At 74.3% G+C, this 16,421-nt stretch carries 11 protein-coding genes; 7 read left to right on the forward strand and 4 right to left on the reverse strand.

The window, feature by feature from the left end; all coding sequences use genetic code 11:
* Positions 1-26: 26 nt before the first annotated feature.
* Positions 27-2,921 carry an ATP-binding protein gene (locus ASG94_RS04930; protein WP_056925245.1) on the forward strand — a complete coding sequence of 965 codons (2,895 nt, stop codon included), beginning with the start codon at positions 27-29 and terminating at the stop codon, positions 2,919-2,921.
* Positions 2,922-2,949: 28 nt separating this feature from the next.
* On the opposite strand, the gene ASG94_RS04935 is transcribed toward ASG94_RS04930, so the two are convergent.
* Together ASG94_RS04935 and ASG94_RS04940 are read right to left on the reverse strand one after the other, a co-directional pair.
* Positions 2,950-3,159 carry a hypothetical protein gene (locus tag ASG94_RS04935; RefSeq protein ID WP_056925246.1) on the reverse strand — a complete coding sequence of 70 codons (210 nt, stop codon included), beginning with the start codon at positions 3,157-3,159 and terminating at the stop codon, positions 2,950-2,952.
* A 113-nt stretch (positions 3,160-3,272) separates the two neighbouring features.
* Positions 3,273-4,394: an NAD(P)-binding domain-containing protein gene (locus tag ASG94_RS04940; protein ID WP_056925247.1), complete on the reverse strand. Its 1,122-nt coding sequence runs from the start codon at positions 4,392-4,394 to the stop codon at positions 3,273-3,275.
* Positions 4,395-4,455: 61 nt separating this feature from the next.
* Between ASG94_RS04940 and ASG94_RS04945 the strand changes: the two genes are divergently transcribed.
* Together ASG94_RS04945 and ASG94_RS04950 are read left to right on the forward strand one after the other, a co-directional pair.
* Positions 4,456-6,159, forward strand: a complete 1,704-nt coding sequence (locus ASG94_RS04945; protein ID WP_056925248.1) for a fumarate hydratase — start codon at positions 4,456-4,458, stop codon at positions 6,157-6,159.
* A gap of 105 nt (positions 6,160-6,264) precedes the next feature.
* Positions 6,265-9,192, forward strand: a complete 2,928-nt coding sequence (locus ASG94_RS04950) for an ATP-binding protein (RefSeq protein ID WP_056925249.1) — start codon at positions 6,265-6,267, stop codon at positions 9,190-9,192.
* 14 nt (positions 9,193-9,206) lie between these two features.
* On the opposite strand, the gene ASG94_RS04955 is transcribed toward ASG94_RS04950, so the two are convergent.
* Positions 9,207-12,017 carry an FAD-dependent oxidoreductase gene (locus tag ASG94_RS04955; protein WP_056925250.1) on the reverse strand — a complete coding sequence of 937 codons (2,811 nt, stop codon included), beginning with the start codon at positions 12,015-12,017 and terminating at the stop codon, positions 9,207-9,209.
* A gap of 114 nt (positions 12,018-12,131) precedes the next feature.
* Between ASG94_RS04955 and ASG94_RS04960 the strand changes: the two genes are divergently transcribed.
* Positions 12,132-12,830, forward strand: a complete 699-nt coding sequence (locus ASG94_RS04960) for a spermidine synthase (RefSeq protein WP_056925251.1) — start codon at positions 12,132-12,134, stop codon at positions 12,828-12,830.
* On the opposite strand, the gene ASG94_RS04965 is transcribed toward ASG94_RS04960, so the two are convergent.
* Positions 12,797-13,729 (reverse strand): MerR family transcriptional regulator, encoded by a 933-nt coding sequence (locus tag ASG94_RS04965; RefSeq protein WP_056925252.1) that lies wholly within the window; start codon positions 13,727-13,729, stop codon positions 12,797-12,799. The genes ASG94_RS04960 and ASG94_RS04965 overlap by 34 nt on opposite strands.
* A 114-nt stretch (positions 13,730-13,843) precedes the next feature.
* Between ASG94_RS04965 and ASG94_RS04970 the strand changes: the two genes are divergently transcribed.
* The 3 genes from ASG94_RS04970 (at position 13,844) to ASG94_RS04980 (ending at position 16,352) form a co-directional block, all read left to right on the forward strand.
* Positions 13,844-14,167 carry a hypothetical protein gene (locus ASG94_RS04970; protein ID WP_056925253.1) on the forward strand — a complete coding sequence of 108 codons (324 nt, stop codon included), beginning with the start codon at positions 13,844-13,846 and terminating at the stop codon, positions 14,165-14,167.
* Positions 14,168-14,268: 101 nt separating this feature from the next.
* Entirely contained in the window at positions 14,269-15,651 is a 1,383-nt protein-coding gene (locus ASG94_RS04975) for a class II fumarate hydratase (RefSeq protein WP_056925254.1), read from the forward strand.
* The gene (locus tag ASG94_RS04980) at positions 15,648-16,352 is read left to right on the forward strand and encodes a class I SAM-dependent methyltransferase (protein ID WP_056925255.1); all 705 of its coding nucleotides are present in this window, start codon (positions 15,648-15,650) and stop codon (positions 16,350-16,352) included. The genes ASG94_RS04975 and ASG94_RS04980 overlap by 4 nt, the downstream gene beginning before the upstream one ends.
* The last annotated feature ends 69 nt before the right edge of the window (positions 16,353-16,421 follow it).

Consider the following 16,421-nt stretch of genomic DNA (forward strand, 5'->3'; position numbering starts at 1 on the left):
CTCGGGTCCGCGGCGATCGGAGGGTCATGAGCGCGCTGCCCCGCCCCGACCTGCCGCCCGGCCCGCACCGCGACCTCGTCGCAGCCCTCCACGACCTCCACCACCGCGCCGGCTGGCCCTCGCTGCGCACCCTGGCCCGCGACGCGGGGGTCTCCCACACCACCGTCTCCAAGGCGTTCTCGACACCGACGATCCCCTCCTGGGGCACCCTCGAGCTCCTCGTCGAGGCCATGGACGGCGACACCGCCACCTTCCTCGACCTCTGGCTCGCCGCGACCTCACCACCCGACGCGACCACCCCCACCACCCCCCGCATCGCCGGACGCACCGACGAGCTCGCCGCCGTACGACGCCACCTCGAGACCGGCAGCGGGCTCCTCCTCGTCACGGGCGAGGCCGGGATCGGCAAGACGACACTCGTCACCACCGCCGCCCGGACCACCGACACCTTCGTCGCCACCGGCCGCTGCCTGCCCCTGTCGACCCAGGTCCCGCTGATGCCGGTCATCGACCTCCTGCGCCAGGTCCACGACACCGAGGACGGCCTCTGGTGGGACGAGGCCGCGGGGCGCTGTGCTTCGTACGTGACGAGCACGCTCGGACTCCTGCTCCCCGAGCTCGGCTCCACGGCGGCGCAGACGGGAGACTTCGCGCGGCAGCGACTGTTCGCGTCTCTCGCCTCCGTGGTCACCGCGCTGGCCGACGTCCGGCCTTTGGCGATCCTGGTCGAGGACCTGCACTGGGCGGACTCGAGCACCCTCGACGTGCTCGAGCACCTGCTGTCCCACGTCGCGGAGGCGAGGGTGCTGGCGACGTACCGGACCGCCGACCCCGATGTGCCGGGCCCAACCCTCGACCGGATCGCGCGGCTGCGCCTCGTTGCCGGGCCGCAGTCTGTCGGCCTCGAGCCGCTCGACCGCTCCGGGACGAGGGAGCAGCTGTCCCTGGCGCTGGGGCACGCGCCGGACCAGGCGCTGGTCGACGAGATCCACACCCGCACCCGCGGCCACCCGCTCTTCACCGCGCAGCTGGCCACCGCAGGCCCCGAGACGCTGGCGCTGGGGCTGGCGGGCATGTTCGACCACCGGCTCCGCGGGCTCGGCCCGGACGGCTGGGCCGTCGCCCGGGCCCTGGGGGTGGCCGATCGCGCCCTGCTGCCCGACGCGCTCGGCGAGGCGTCCGGACTCGCGCTCGACCGGGTGCTCACGGTCCTGCACCAGCTGTCCGACCAGTGGCTGCTCGCCCCGCCCGACGGTGCGCCGACCGTCAGCCTGCGGCACCCGTTGATCGCGGAGGCGATCCGCCGCCGACTCGCCCCGGGCGAGGCCGGCACGCTGCACCGCCGGGTCGCCGAGGTGCTCGCGACAGGCGCGGAGGCCGAGCCGGGCGAGATCGCGTTGCACTGGTGCGCCGCCGGTGATCGCCAGCACGAGGCCGTCTGGCGACGGGCGGCCGCCGAGCGGGCCGCGGCCCGCTACGCCGCGCGAGAGGCGCTCGACCACTGGTCGCGCCTGCTCGAGCTGTGGCCGGCCATCGACCCCGACGCCCTCGGGATGAGCTTCGCCCAGGCCCTGTGCCGCGCGATCGACGCCGCCAACAGCGAGGGCGACTTCGAGACCGAGCAACGGCTGGCGGCGCTGGCCGAGACAGTGGAGGGGACGCCCCTCGAGCGCGCGGTGCTCCTCGCCCGGGCCGGTGACACCCGGTACATGTCCGGGCACGAGGAGCGCGGGATGGCGCTGCTCGACCGCGCCCTGGCCCTGCACTCCGCGCTGCCACCGTCCCCCGAGCTCGTCGACTGCCTGTCCACGCACATCCTCTTCCTCAACCTCCAGGGCCGCTACGGGGAGTCCGACGCGGCCATCTGCCGTGCGCTGGAGGCGCTGGACGCCACCGGCGACGACCGGGGACGCCCCCAGATCCTCAGCTGGGCCGCAGGGCGCGCCATGTCCGAGGGGGACCACGAGCTGGCCCGGAGGTACGCGGACGAGGCCCGGGTCGTGTCTGCTGCCTCCGGCGATCCGTTCGCGCAGCTCGTCGCCACCGTCACGACGACAGCGATGATGCTCGACCTCGGCGCGCCGGTCGTCGAGGTCGACGCCGCTGCGGCGCCCGCGCTCGAGCTGGTGGCCCGGTGGCAGATCACGGAGTACACCTCCGCGCTCCTGCTCGCCAACGTCTGCGAGGCCCACCTGCGTGCGGGCGACGTGGACGGTGCGGCGACGGTGGTGGGCGTCGACCTTGTCGGGGAGCCGGACCCCACGTCGTACCCCTTGCACGTGCAGCGGGTGCTGGTGGCCGGCCTCCAGGGCCGGCTCGACGAGGCGCTCGTCCGCATCGACGAGCTGGACCGGGTCCGCCTCAACCGGGACGGCAACTGGCTCGAGGCCCAGTCCGCCCTGGCGCTGGTGGAGCTCTGGGCCGGGCTCCCGGCCCGGGCAGCGGCACGTCTGGACGAGACCCTGGCGATCGTCCTGCCCACCGACAACGCCGCGCTGGCGGCGATGGGTACGGCGTGGACGGCTCGTGCGCACGCGTCCCTCGCCTCCGGCAGGTCCCGGACACGGCGTCGCGAGGCCGCGAGTCGCCTGCGTGCCCGGCGTTCCGCCGCCCGGGTCGATCCCTTCGGGCCGCGCGCCGTGGACGTGGCCGCGCAGGCATGGGGCCTGGTGTGGCAGGCGGAGCTCGCGGTTCTCGAGGACAGGGAGACGGTCGACGGCTGGACCGGGGCAGCCGCGTGCTGGGACCGGCTGGCGCGCCCGCACGACGCGGCGTACTGCCGCTGGCGTGCCGCCCGGGTCGCGCTCCGCGACGGGCAGGGCACGGTGGCTGCTCGACTCCTCAGGCGCGCGGCGACCGACGCCGTGCAGCACGTCCCACTGTCCCGGGCGATCAGGGCCACCGCGGAGGGTGGCCGCTGACCGCCCGGACCAGGGGAACGACGCCCCGTCAGGACATGCGCTGCCACGACGGGGCGGGGCAGGTGGGCTGCGGGCCCTCTGCCGTGTTCCAGTGCCCCCGGACCATGAAGCACGGGCGGTCCTGGTGACCGGCACCGGCCGACGCTGAGGTCGCGGGGCTGAAGGTGACGGTCGTGATGATGGTGATGGCCGCGGCGCCGGCGATGGCGACGATGCGGCGGTACGGCGTGCTGTTCATGGCTCTGCTCCCCTGGATAGTTCCGCGGCGGGTGCCGGCGGCATGGATCCAGAGTTGGCCCGCCCGACCCCCGGTTGACGGGGGTTGACAGAAGATGACAGCTGCGCCGCGGATCAGGCGGTGAGGCCGTCGTCGGACGCGACCAGCTGACGCCGTACGGCGATCGCGGCGGCGCGTCCGGCCCGGTTGGCGCCGATCGTGCTCGCGGACGGGCCGTAGCCGACCAGCTGGACCCGCGGGTCCCGCACGGCCGTCACCGCGCTCTGCACGGCCCCGCCGACGTCGAGCTGGATGCCGCCCGCGGCCGTGCGCAGCCGGAGCGGGGCGAGGTGGCCGACGGCCGGGCGGAAGCCGGTGGCCCACACGATGACGTCGACGCGCTCGAACGCCGCGTGTCCTGAGCCCGTCGAAGGGTCGCCCCAGCGGACGCCGCCGGGCTCGATCCGGTCGAACATCGGGTGCCTGCGGTAGGCGCCGAGCCGCTCGGCCTCCCGTTCCTGCGGGCGCAGGGACAGCCCGGTGACGCCGACGACGCTCGCCGGCGGCAGCCCGCGTCGTACCCGGTCGGCGACCAGCGTGACGGCCGCGAGACCGGCCTCGGGGTCGAAGTCACCGGTGCGCCAGACCGGCTCGCGGCGGGTGACCCAGAGGGTGTCGGTGACCGGCGCGAGCTCGCCGAGGAGCTGCACCGCCGAGGCCCCGCCGCCGACCACGAGGACCCGCCTCCCGGCGAAGTGCTCCGGCCCCGGGTAGTCGGCCGTGTGCAGCTGCTCGCCGGCGAAGGTCTCGATGCCCGGGTAGTGCGGGACGAACGGCTGCGTCCAGGTGCCGGTCGCGTTGACGAGCGTGCGGGTGCGCCAGGACCGGCCGCCGGTGGTGTGCACGACGAGCAGGTCGTCCTCGCTGCTGACCGCGTCGACGACGTGGGGGCGCAGCACCGGCAGGTCGAAGCGCCGCTCGTAGTCGGCGAACCACGCCGGTACGACGACGTTGGCGGCGGCGTCCGAGCGGCCCGGCGCGGTGGCGTCCGGCAGGTCGGCCACGCCGTGCACGTCCTCCATGGTCAGGGAGTCCCACCGGTGCTGCCACGCGCCGCCCGGTCGCTCGTCGGCGTCGAGGACCACGTGGTCGACGCCGCGCAGCGCGAGGTGCCGTGACGCGGAGAGCCCGGCCTGGCCGGCGCCGATGACGAGGGAGTCGAGGACGTGGTCCTGGTCGCGGTCGTGGGCGGGCACACCCGTTCAACGTCCGGGCGGCGTCCGCTATGCCCGACCCCGCGGCGTACCCTGAGCGCTCGTGAGCGAAGCTGAGTTCCGCTATTCCGACCTCCTGCCGACCGGCGCCGACGAGACGCCGTACCGGTTGATCACCACCGAGGGCGTGTCCACCACCGAGGTCGACGGCCAGACCTTCCTGCGGGTGTCGCCGGAGGCGATCCAGCGGCTGACCGCCGAGGCGATGCACGACATCAGCCACTACCTGCGGCCCGCGCACCTCGCCCAGCTGCGCCGGATCATCGACGACCCCGAGGCCAGCGGCAACGACCGCTTCGTCGCGCTCGACCTGCTCAAGAACGTCAACATCTCCGCCGGCGGCGTGCTGCCGATGTGCCAGGACACCGGCACCGCGATCGTGATGGGCAAGAAGTCCGAGGGCGTCCTGACCGGCATCGACGACGGCGAGGCGATCAGCCGCGGCGTGTACGACGCGTACACGAAGCTCAACCTGCGCTACTCCCAGCTCGCGCCGCTGACGACGTTCGAGGAGAAGAACACCGGCACCAACCTGCCGGCGCAGATCGAGATCTACTCGACCCCGCAGACGTCGGGGAAGCCCGAGTACAAGTTCCTCTTCATGGCCAAGGGCGGCGGCTCGGCCAACAAGTCGTTCCTGTTCCAGGAGACCAAGGCGATCCTCAACCCCGACCGCCTGCTCACCTACCTCGACGAGAAGATCCGCTCGCTCGGCACGGCCGCCTGCCCGCCGTACCACCTCGCCGTCGTCATCGGCGGCACCTCCGCGGAGTTCGCGCTCAAGACCGCGAAGTACGCCTCCGCGCACTACCTCGACAACCTCCCGACGTCCGGCTCCATGTCGGCCCACGGCTTCCGCGACCTCGAGCTCGAGGAGGAGGTCTTCAAGCTCACGCAGTCCTTCGGGATCGGCGCGCAGTTCGGCGGGAAGTACTTCTGCCACGACGTCCGCGTCGTCCGGCTCCCCCGCCACGGCGCCTCATGCCCCGTCGCGATCGCGGTCTCGTGCTCGGCGGACCGCCAGGCGCTGGGCAAGATCACGCCCGAGGGGGTCTTCCTCGAGCAGCTCGAGACCGACCCCGCGCAGTACATGCCCTCGGCCGGCGTCTCCGAGGAGATCGCCGCCGGCGAGGTCGTCGAGATCGACCTCAACCAGCCCATGGACCAGATCCTCGCGGAGCTGTCGAAGCACCCGGTGAAGACCCGGCTCTCGCTCACCGGCCCGCTCGTGGTGGCCCGCGACATCGCGCACGCCAAGATCAAGGAGCGCCTCGACGCCGGCGAGGAGATGCCGTCGTACCTGCGCGACCACCCCGTCTACTACGCCGGGCCCGCCAAGACCCCCGAGGGGATGGCGTCGGGGTCGTTCGGGCCGACGACGGCCGGCCGCATGGACTCCTACGTCGAGCAGTTCCAGGCCGCGGGCGGGTCGAAGGTGATGCTCGCCAAGGGCAACCGCTCCAAGGTCGTCACCGAGGCCTGCGGGACCCACGGCGGCTTCTACCTCGGCTCGATCGGGGGCCCGGCCGCGCGGCTGGCCCAGGACTGCATCACCTCGGTGTCGGTGCTGGAGTACGAGGAGCTCGGCATGGAGGCGGTCTGGAAGATCGAGGTCGAGGACTTCCCGGCCTTCATCGTGGTCGACGACAAGGGCAACGACTTCTTCACCGACCCCTCCGGCGCCGTCACCGTGCCGCTCAGCTCGCTGTCGGCGGCGGGCATCCGGGTGCGCTCGCAGGAGAAGTGACCCGACTGGTCCGAATGGGCCATGACAGGGCTCCGGTGACCCCGCGATGCTGGAACCGGAAGGTTGCTCGGGCGACGCCGCAGGGCCGTCGGCGAGGAGTCGAGGGTGGGAGGACTGCCACGACCTGACATCCCGCCGGGACCGCAGCGGGACCTCGTCGATGCCCTGCACGACCTCCACCTCGCGGCAGGCTGGCCCAGCCTGCGGACCCTCGCGCGCTCGGCGGGGTGCAGCCACACCACCATCTCCCACGTCTTCTCCACCGCCCGCCTGCCCGCCTGGGGCGTCCTCGAGCTGGTCGTCGAGGCGCTGGGCGGCGACACGGCCAGGTTCCACGACCTGTGGCTCGCGGCCGGCCGGGGCGAGGCACCGGCCCCGGGAGGGCGACGGGCGATCGCGGGGCGTCGCGACGAGCTCCACGCCGTACGCCGGCACCTCGAGACCGGCACCGGCCTCATGCTGCTCGTCGGTGAGGCCGGCATCGGGAAGACCCGCCTCGCGACCGCCGCGGCCTCCGACGCGGTCGGCGTCACGGTGCTGACCGGGCACTGCCTGCGGCTGTCGGTCGACGTCCCGCTGCTACCGACCTCGGCGGTCCTCCGGTCCGCCCACGAGACGGGCGACGGCACCTGGCTCGTGGAGGCGCTCGCCCGGTCCCCGGGCTACGTGGAGGAGTCCCTCAAGCGTCTGCTGCCCGAGCTGGAGCACGGGGGGACCCCACCCGAGCCCGAGGACGGCTGGTCGCGCCAGCGGCTGATGTCGGCGATCCGCACGGTCCTCGCCGCGCTCCACGAGGTCCGGCCGGTGGCGGCGGTCTTCGAGGACCTGCACTGGGCGGACACCGCGACGCTGGCCATGCTGGAGCACCTCGTCAACGGCGGTTCCGGGCCGCCCCTGCTCGGCACCTTCCGGCTCGACGACGCGACCGCACGCACCGACGCGACCGAGTGGTTCGCCCGCATCCGACGCGTGCCCGGGGTGACCACCGTGGAGCTCGAGCCGTTGACCCTGTCCGAGACGACGCTCCAGGTGGAGCTGCTCGGCATCTCGTTGCCCCCCGACGAGGTGGGCCGGCTCCACGCCCGGAGCCGTGGCCAGCCCCTCTTCACCGAGCAGCTGCTGGCCGCCGACGAGACCGGGGAGGACCTACCGGCCCTGCTGCGCGACCTGCTGGACCGTCGTCTCGACGGGCTCCGACCGGGGTCCTGGCCGGTCGTGGTGGCGCTGGCCGTCGCCGGGCACCCGTTGCGCCTCGACCAGCTGGGCTCCGCGAGCGGGCTCGAGCCCGACGAGCTGCTCGAGTGCCTGCACGAGCTGCACGACCAGCACCTCCTGGGCGAGGCCCGGGACGATCGCGTCGAGCTGCAGCACCCACTGCTGGCCGAGGCCATCCAGCGACGGCTGGTCCCCGGGGAGGGTGGGCCCTTCCACCACCGACTCGCGGAGGCGTTCGAGAGCGCCGCCGCGCCGGCCCCGGCCGCGGACGTGGCCTCGCACTGGCAGGCGGCCGGGCGGCCCGACCGCGAGGTCGGTTGGCGGATCCGCGCCGCCCGCGAGGCAGAGCTCCGGTTCGCCGCTCCCCAGGCGGCCACGCACTGGCTCCGGGCGATCCGGATCTGGCCGGACGGGGCCGAGCGCATGGGCGATCCCCCGGTGGACCTCGTGGGGGCCTACTTCGCGGCGATGGACGCGTTCGAGGAGTCGTCCGAGCCCGAGCGCGCCTCCGCCCTCGCCCAGGAGGCCCTCGCGCTCACGAGCGGGATGGACGACGAACAGCTCGCCGGCCTCTACCGGCGAGCCGCCGACTACCTCGGCGAGGTCGACGAGGAGTCGGCCCTGGTCCTCATCAACAAGGCGACGACCTACCTGCGTCACGTCCCCACGTCGACGAGCCACCTCGACACGTTGCGCCTGCGAGCCGCGACCCTCAACGGGCTGGGCCGGCTGTCCGAGGGCCTGCGCGACGCCCGGCGGGTGGTCGAGATCAGCCGCGAGCTGGGCGACCCGGACGAGCTGCGCTCCTCGCTGATGCACGTCGCCTGGTACGAGGCGGCGACCGGCGACTCCGAGGACGCCGTCCAGCACGCCGCCGAGGCCGCGGCGCTCCCGACCCTGCGGGACGACCCCGTCCGCGAGGTCCAGCTGTGCATGCGCCACACCGACCTGCTCCTGATGGCGGGAGCCTCCGCCGAGGAGATCGAGAACGCCGGCGCGTCCGGCCTCGAGGCGGCCGACCGCTGGGGGATCGACACCTCCCCCTCGAGCGCCCTGCGCGCCAACGTCGCCGACGCGCTGCGCCGCTCCGGGCACACCGGTCGGGCGGCGGCCCTCATCGACCCGTTGACCGAGGGCGACCTCGACCACCACCGGTGGGCCCTCCACACCGAGCGGGCCACGCTCGACATGATGCGGGGACGCAGCGACGACGCCCTCCGGCGCTTCACCGCCCTGGACGCCGTCGAGCTGCCGTCGTTGTGGAACCGGGCCGACGTGACGCAGTACGCCGCCCACACCGAGCTCTGGCTCGGCCGCCCGCAAGCCGCCTGGGACCGGCTGGTCACCACGCTCGAGCTCGCGGCCCGTTTCGACGTGATCTCCTCGTTCGGCATGCTGCTGGCCCTCGCGGCCCGGGCGGCTGCGGACCTGGTCGAGGGCAGCCCGGCCGATGCGGTGGCCCGCCGTCGGTACGCCGAGCGGCTGCGCGCCATCCGGTCGACGCCGCACCGCGACCCGCTGGCCGAGCCCGCCCCCGCGGCGATCACCGTCTCGTGGACGGCCGAGATGGAGCGCCTCACCGGCGGTCACGACGTGCGTCCGTGGCTGGCCGCCGCGTCGGCGTGGGACGGCCTGGGGCGACCCCACTACGCGGCGTACGCCCGGTGGCGCGCGGCGCAGGCCAGCATCGCCGGTGGTCACGCCGGGCGAGCCCCGGCCCTGTTGCGCCGGGCGGCCCGGGATGCCCGGGAGCACGCCCCCCTGCTCGCCGCGATCATGGCGACCCAGCAGGAGGGCGTCGCGGACCCGTCCGCCTGAGTCCGCTCACACGCTCACACCGGGGCGACGACCAGCGACCCGCGACGGCGGGCGTCGAGCGGCGAGGGCCGGCGCTCGAGGCGGGCGTCGAGGACCCTCAGCGCCGGCTCGGGCTGCCCCGAGCTCACCAGCGCGAAGAGCAGCGTCTCCTCGACCACCTCCCGCTGCGCGGCCGAGCCCCCGACGCGCACGAGGGTGGGCAGCAGGTCGGTGAGGACCTCCGCGGCGCGCGTCCAGTCCTGCTGCCCGGCGGCGAGCAGCGCCTCGCACAGCGCCGTGCCGGTCGCGCGGATCGCCGGGTCGGACGACGAGCGGCAGTGGTCGCGCAACCGCGCCAACCGCGCGAGGTCACCGGCGGCGGCGAGGGCCAGCGCCGAGTGCATCGCCACGAAGGGCGTCTCGGGGCGGTCGATGAGGTCGGCCCCGGCGGCCTCGAGCACGCACTCCACCGGCGGCGGGGCGGCCTCCGCCGGGAAGGCCTGCGAGCCGGCGGCCGCGTCCCAGTCGGCGGTGGTGATCCGCCAGCGCCACAGCAGCGACGCCGAGTCGATCAGCGACCGGACACCCGTCACCGCCGGCGGGGCGAGCTGGCTGTAGTAGCGCTGCCGGACCGCCTCGGTGTCCCCGAGCGCCAGGTCGTGCAGGGCGGCGTGCCAGGAGAAGTGCGCCCGGTGCGAGGCGGACCGGCCGCTCTCGGCCACCCAGTGGTCGAGCCAGACCCGGCCGCTCTCGTGCCGACCGGTCTCGTACATCACGTGCGTCTGCGCGTGCACCGCGTGTCCCGAGGACGGCTCGCAGAACAGCGCGCTCTCCGCGAGCAGGCCGGCCTCGTCGAAGCGCCCCTGGTCCTGGCGGGTGAAGGCGAGCAGCGAGATGTACCACCAGTGGTCCCCGTACGCCGGGGCGAGGCCGTCGACGAGGTCCCACGCCTCCTGCTGGATGTCGGTGACCCCGGAGAACGCGATCGTCGGCACCGCCGCCGAGACGGCCAGCACGTCGCGGGGGTGGCGGGCGATGTGGTTCATCAGCGCCGCCGCACCCTCGTGGCGGGTGTCGTCGACCCGGCGGCCGATGACGTCGACCAGGCTGCGCTCCCGCTCGTCGCCGCGCGCGAGCACGGCACGGCGGGCCGCCTGGAGGGACCCGGCCACGTCCGTGACCGCCCCGGCCTCGTGGCCGAGCATCGCCAGCGCGGCGTGGGCGAGCGCGAAGTCGGGGTCGAGCGCCGCGGCCTCGCGGAGCAGCTCCTCGCCACCGGACTGCAGGCGCATCACCCGCTCCAGGCCGGCGTTGTAGCGTGAGGCCGCCTCGGCGGTCGCGGACAGCGGCAGCCCCAGCGGGTCGCGGGGACGCGCGACGGGGTGGTGCCCGCTCACCAGCCGGCCGTCCTCGAGACGCCGCGGCATCGGGGAGACGGCGTCGAGGACGTCGACCGCGAGGCCGAGGGCCTGGCTGCGGATCTCCGGGACCGCCGTCGACTCCCACAGCTCGCCGCGGCGCAGCGCGCCCAGCGTCCACACCGGCGCGTCGGCGCGCCCGGTCGAGTCGAGCAGGCGTCCGTCGCGGGTGCGGAAGCCCATCCCGGCGGTCGCGGCCTGGGCGAGGGACACCCCGCCCCGCACGGCGAAGAGGTCGTCGAGCAGCGGGTTGCCGAGGCGGCGTACGTCGAGGGCGGGCCCCGTGCAGTTGACCACCCAGCCGACGTCGTGCGTCGAGCCGTCGGCGAGGGTGACCCGCAGGCCACCGCCCGTGAGCGGGACCGCGTCGGCGACCGTGCCGGTGAGGTGGCGCAGCCGGTCGGCAGCGGCCAGCTCGCGCAGCACCGCGGCCGAGCTGGGGGGCATGCGGTGGCGCACGCGGTTCCAGTCGCTCGCGTCGGAGGCCAGGAACTCCGTCCGGTCCTCCTCCGAGAGCCGCTGCCACAGCTCGCTGACCCGGAAGCGCAGCCCGTCGAGGGCCGGGCGCCAGTCGCCGCCGCTCGCCCGCACCCGCTCGACGTGCTCGGCGACGCTGGTGCGCAGCTCGGCCAGGGTGGAGCCCCAGTCGTCGACGTCGGGGATGGCGGCCAGCTGGAGCTCGTCGGCGTGCCGTGCCGGCAGCTCGCCGCTGCGCGAGACGGCGAGGACGCGCCGGTCCTCGCGCCCGCCGGGACGGGTGAGGGACAGCACCACGTCGACCATGGTGAGGCCGGCTCCTACGAGCAGGACGTCGCCGGCGCCGACCCGGTCGCGGCGTACGACGTCGAGGGCGCCGGGTGCCCAGGGGTCGGGGACGAAGAACGGGGAGCCGGTGAGCCCGTCCGGCGCCCAGGCGTGGCCCGCGGCCGGCAGGCCCGTGGCGACGACCACGGCGTCGGCCGCCAGGTCGTGCCCGTCGTCGAGGAGCACCGTCGCGCCGCCGGCCCGGCGCCGCAGGCCCACGGCCCCGGCCCGCACGTGGCGCAGGGAGGCGGTCGAGGAGGCCAGGTCGAAGGCGTCGGCCAGCGTCTCCTCGAGGTAGCGCGCGTACTGACGCCGGGGCGCGAAGGTGCCCGGCTCCGCGCCGGTGGCGTACTGCTGACGGGCCCGCCAGGCGACGAAGTGGCCGGGGTCCTGCGGCAGCGCGGTCATGCCTGCGGCCGGCACGTTGAGGAGGTGCTCGTCGTCGCTCGTGCCGAAGGCGGTCCCCCGCCCCGGACGATCCGCCGGGTCCACGACCACCACGTCCACACCGGTGCCCCGCTGGTGGGCGGTGCGGGCGAGGTGGAGCGCGACGAGCGTGCCCGCCGCTCCGCCGCCGATGATCACGACCTGGGGACGACCCGACCCCGTGGAACCCTGCGCCACGACATACCTCCTTAGACGATTGACTCACTCTACTTTCCATCCGACGAGATCGGTGAATGGACACGGCGCCGCCCGGGACCGATCCCGGGCGCCCGGACAGGCAGGATGGTGCGCATGCCAGACACCGAGGCCAGCTCCGCAGAGATCGCTCGCGCCACCTCGCCCCGCGGCGAGCTGGTGCTGCGGCGTCGCACCACCCCGGGCGCCCCCGACGTCGTCGAGCTCCGCGTCAACGGTGTCTTCGTGATGGACACCCTCGAGACGAGCACCGAGATCGAGATGGCCGGGGTCGCCCTCGACCTGGTGGACGACCCCCGCGACGTGGTGATCGGCGGGCTCGGGCTGGGCTTCACCCTCCAGCGCATCCTCGCCGACGTCCGCGTCGAGCGCGCCACGGTCGTGGAGATCGAGGAGTCACTCATCGGCTGGATGCGCGACGGCACCGTGCCGCACGGGCCCACGCTGCTGGCCGACCAGCGGGTGAGGATCGTCAACGCCGACATCCTGATGGCCATCGCCGAGGCCAGGGACACCCACGACCTGCTGCTGCTCGACGTCGACAACGGCCCGGGCTACCTCGTCCACGACGGCAACGCGGACGTCTACGGCCGCGACTTCCTCGCCCGCTGCCGCGAGATCCTCAACCACCGCGGGGCGCTCGTCGTCTGGTCGGCAGCACGCTCGCCCGAGCTGCTCACGGCGCTCGAGGACGTCTTCGGGGCCGCCGAGGAGCGGGCGTACGACGTCCTGCTCCAGGACCGCCCGGAGGAGTACTTCCTCTACGTCGCGCGGCGCTCCCCCGCCGACGACTGAACGCCGCCGACCCCACCACGGGGTCCCGACCGGGACGCCAGCTCGGCGGCGAGCGCAGAGGACCCGCCGCCGATCTCGTGGCCGAGCCGTCGCGCGGGTCCGCTCACGTCGTCCTGGTACCCACCGCCCAGGTGGACCGCCACGTCCGGCGCCGCCCGGACCAGCACGTCCACGCACTCGCGCACGGCCGGGACGTCCTCGATCGAGGGCACCCCGATGACGACGGCCCGAGCGCCACGCGCCCGCACGGTCTCGACCCACCCCTCGGGCGGGAGGTCTCCGCCGACGTAGACGACCTGGAGGCCGGCCCGTCGCAGCGCCACCGAGAACGCGAGCACCCCGAGCTCGTGGCGCGAGCCCCGAGCCAGCCCGACCACCACCACGGGCCCCTCGCCCTCGTGGGCGGCGGCGTCGAAGAGGGTGGCGAGGCGCCGCTGCACCCCGGCGCTCACGAAGTGCTCCCCGGCGACGGTGACCGAACCCTCGCGCCAGGCCCTTCCCAGCCGACCGAGCGCGGGAAGCAGCCACTCGTCCACGACCTGCTCGTAGCCGCCCAGCGCGAAACCCTCGTCGAGGACACCGTCCAGGGCGCGCGCGTCGAAGTCCCGCGCGACCGAGACCAGGGCCTCCACGTCACCGAAGGCGGCCTCGGGAGGGCGATCGGCGACCACGACCTCGTCGGGTGATCCGCTCAGCACGCGCGTCGCCGCGGCCCGGACCGACCACCCGGCGTCCACCAGGGACTTCATGGCGGCCAACCGGCGCAGGGCCGCGTCGTCGTACAAGCGGTAGCCGCCGGGCGACCGCTCGGGCTCGACCACCGCGTAGCGCCGCTCCCACATGCGCAGCGTGTCCGGGGAGAGCCCGGTCAGCTCGGCGGCGCGCTTCACGGTGTACACCGCCTCACCGTACCCAACCTTGGACAAAGGCGGGTCAGACTCTGGACGACACGCGTCGATGTGTGGTGCGATGGCCATCCAACCTTGGACAGACCTTCGACACAGGAGACCCAGATGCACACCACTCGTGCCCGTATCGCGTCCGCCACCGCCGCCGTCGCCCTGACCGCCACCGGCTCCGTGTTCGTCGCCGCTCCCGCGGAGGCCAAGGCGGACTCCTCCTGCCTGAAGGCCGGCATGGCGACACTGCGCGGCGCCGGACTCGTCTCGACGGTGGCCCGGGACGGACTCCCGATCGCCACGGCGGTGAGCCTCGGTGTCGCCCCGCGCGCCGGCACCGACCTCTCCGCCGTCCCGGACCCGCTGCCGCTGTCGGTGGTGCTGCGCGACCACCTCGCGGGAGACGCCAGCCTGTTCGTCTACCCCTGGTGCGACTGACCCGTGCGACTGACCCCGTGCGACTGACCCGCTGACCAGTCCCCCACGACGCACCCCGGGGTGAGACCGTCCCTCCCTCGTCCCGGGGTAGCGTCGCGGACATGAGTGAGACACGCACCGAGCACGACTCCATGGGCGAGGTCGAGGTCCCCGCCGACGCCCTGTGGCGCGCGCAGACCCAGCGCGCGATCGACAACTTCCCGATCAGCGGCACCACCCTCGAGCGCCGCCACGTGCAGGCGCTGGCCCTGGTCAAGGGGGCTGCCGCGCGGGTCAACGGCGACCTCGGCGTCATCACCGCCGAGCAGGCGGGCGCCATCGCCGACGCCGCCGCCGCGGTGGCCACCGGCGACCACGACGACCACTTCCCGATCGACGTGTTCCAGACCGGGTCGGGCACCAGCTCCAACATGAACACCAACGAGGTGCTCGCCTCGCTCGCGGCCCGCGCCGGCGTGGAGGTGCACCCCAACGACCACGTCAACGCCTCGCAGAGCAGCAACGACACCTTCCCCACCTCGATCCACGTCGCGGCGACGCTGGCCGTGGTGGAGGACCTGCTCCCGGCGCTCGACGTCCTGGCGACGTCGCTGGAGACGAAGGCGAGCGAGTTCGCCGGCGTCGTGAAGTCCGGCCGCACCCACCTGATGGACGCGACCCCGGTCATGCTCGGCCAGGAGATGGGCGGGTACGCCGCCACCGTCCGGTACGCCGCCGAACGCCTCGAGGCGGTCCTCCCCCGCGTCCGCGAGCTCCCCCTCGGCGGGACCGCCGTGGGCACCGGCATCAACACCCCGCCCGGCTTCGCCGCCGCCGTCATCGAGCGGCTCGCGACCGACACCGGCCAGGCCTTCACCGAGGCCCGCAACCACTTCGAGGCCCAGGGGACCCGCGACTCGCTGGTCGAGCTGAGCGGAGCCCTGCGGACCTACGCCGTCGGCCTCACCAAGATCTGCAACGACCTGCGCTGGATGTCGTCGGGCCCCACCACCGGGCTCGCCGAGATCCACCTGCCCGACCTCCAGCCGGGGTCGAGCATCATGCCCGGCAAGGTCAACCCGGTGCTCCCCGAGGCCACGCTCATGGTCTGCGCCCAGGTCGTCGGCAACGACGCGACGGTCGCCTGGGCCGGCGCCGCCGGCAGCTTCGAGCTCAACGTGATGATGCCGGTGATGGCCCGCAACCTGCTCGAGTCGATCCGCCTGCTCTCCACCTCCTCGACCGTGCTGGCGCAGCGCTGCGTCGACGGGATCACCGCCGACGTCGAGCGGATGCGCGCGTACGCCGAGTCCTCGCCGTCGGTCGTGACGCCGCTCAACAAGCACCTCGGCTACGAGGAGGCGGCGAAGATCGCCAAGCAGGCGATGAAGGACGGCACCACCATCCGCGAGACCGTGCTGGCCCTGGGGTACGTCGACCGCGGCGACCTCACCGAGCAGCAGCTGGACGACGCCCTCGACGTGGAACGGATGACCCACCCATGAGCAGCATGAGCGACCCGGACCACGTCCGCGAGCAGTACGGCACCGAGGACCGGTTGCAGACCCGCCGGTCCGTGTGGCGGCCCACCGTCGACGGCCTGGACCCCGAGACCGAGGCGCTGCGCGCCATCGACCGCGCCCTGGTCGGCGACGCCCACGTCCTGGAGGTGGGCTGCGGCACCGGCGTGATGGCCGAGCGCATCGCCGCCCTGCCCGGCGTGACGCTCGTGGCCACCGACTTCTCGCCCCGTTTCGTCGAGCTCACCGCGGCGCGCGGGGTCGACGCCCGGCAGGCCGACATCTGCTACCTGCCCTTCGACGACGCGTCCTTCGACGTCGTCTTCGCCGGGTGGATGCTCTACCACGTGCGCGACCTCGAGCGCGCCCTCAACGAGGTCCGCCGGGTGCTGCGCCCGGGCGGCACGTTCGTGGCGGTCACCAACGGCAACGACCACCTCGCCGACCTGCGCCGCGCGGCGGGCGGTCGGCCCGAGATCACCCAGTTCAGCAGCGAGACCGGCGAGTCCGTGCTGCGCCGCCGCTTCGCCGACGTACGACGCCACGACCTCGAGACGCGTGCCGTCTTCGGCGACCACGCGAGCGCGCAGGCCTACCTCGACTCGACCGGCGACGGGCTCGTGCTGCCCGAGTTCGAGGGCGAGCGCGAGTACGCCGGGGCGGTCACGGTCTTCGAGGCGCGCTGACGCCCGGTCGTGCACAGCGAAGGCAGTTCGGACCCAGGCGTCGCGGTCCACGCGGGGCCGAGCCCGCAC

Source organism: Nocardioides sp. Soil805, from assembly GCF_001429625.1.
In the GTDB taxonomy this organism is placed as follows: Bacteria; Actinomycetota; Actinomycetes; order Propionibacteriales; family Nocardioidaceae; genus Nocardioides.

Coding starts and splice junctions, on each gene's coding strand:
- ASG94_RS04930 (WP_056925245.1), top strand. CDS start 27: ATGAGCGCGCTGCCCCGCCCCGACCTGCCGCCCGGCCCGCACCGCGAC.
- ASG94_RS04935 (WP_056925246.1), bottom strand. CDS start 3,159: ATGAACAGCACGCCGTACCGCCGCATCGTCGCCATCGCCGGCGCCGCG.
- ASG94_RS04960 (WP_056925251.1), top strand. CDS start 12,132: ATGCCAGACACCGAGGCCAGCTCCGCAGAGATCGCTCGCGCCACCTCG.
- ASG94_RS04970 (WP_056925253.1), top strand. CDS start 13,844: ATGCACACCACTCGTGCCCGTATCGCGTCCGCCACCGCCGCCGTCGCC.
- ASG94_RS04975 (WP_056925254.1), top strand. CDS start 14,269: ATGAGTGAGACACGCACCGAGCACGACTCCATGGGCGAGGTCGAGGTC.
- ASG94_RS04980 (WP_056925255.1), top strand. CDS start 15,648: ATGAGCAGCATGAGCGACCCGGACCACGTCCGCGAGCAGTACGGCACC.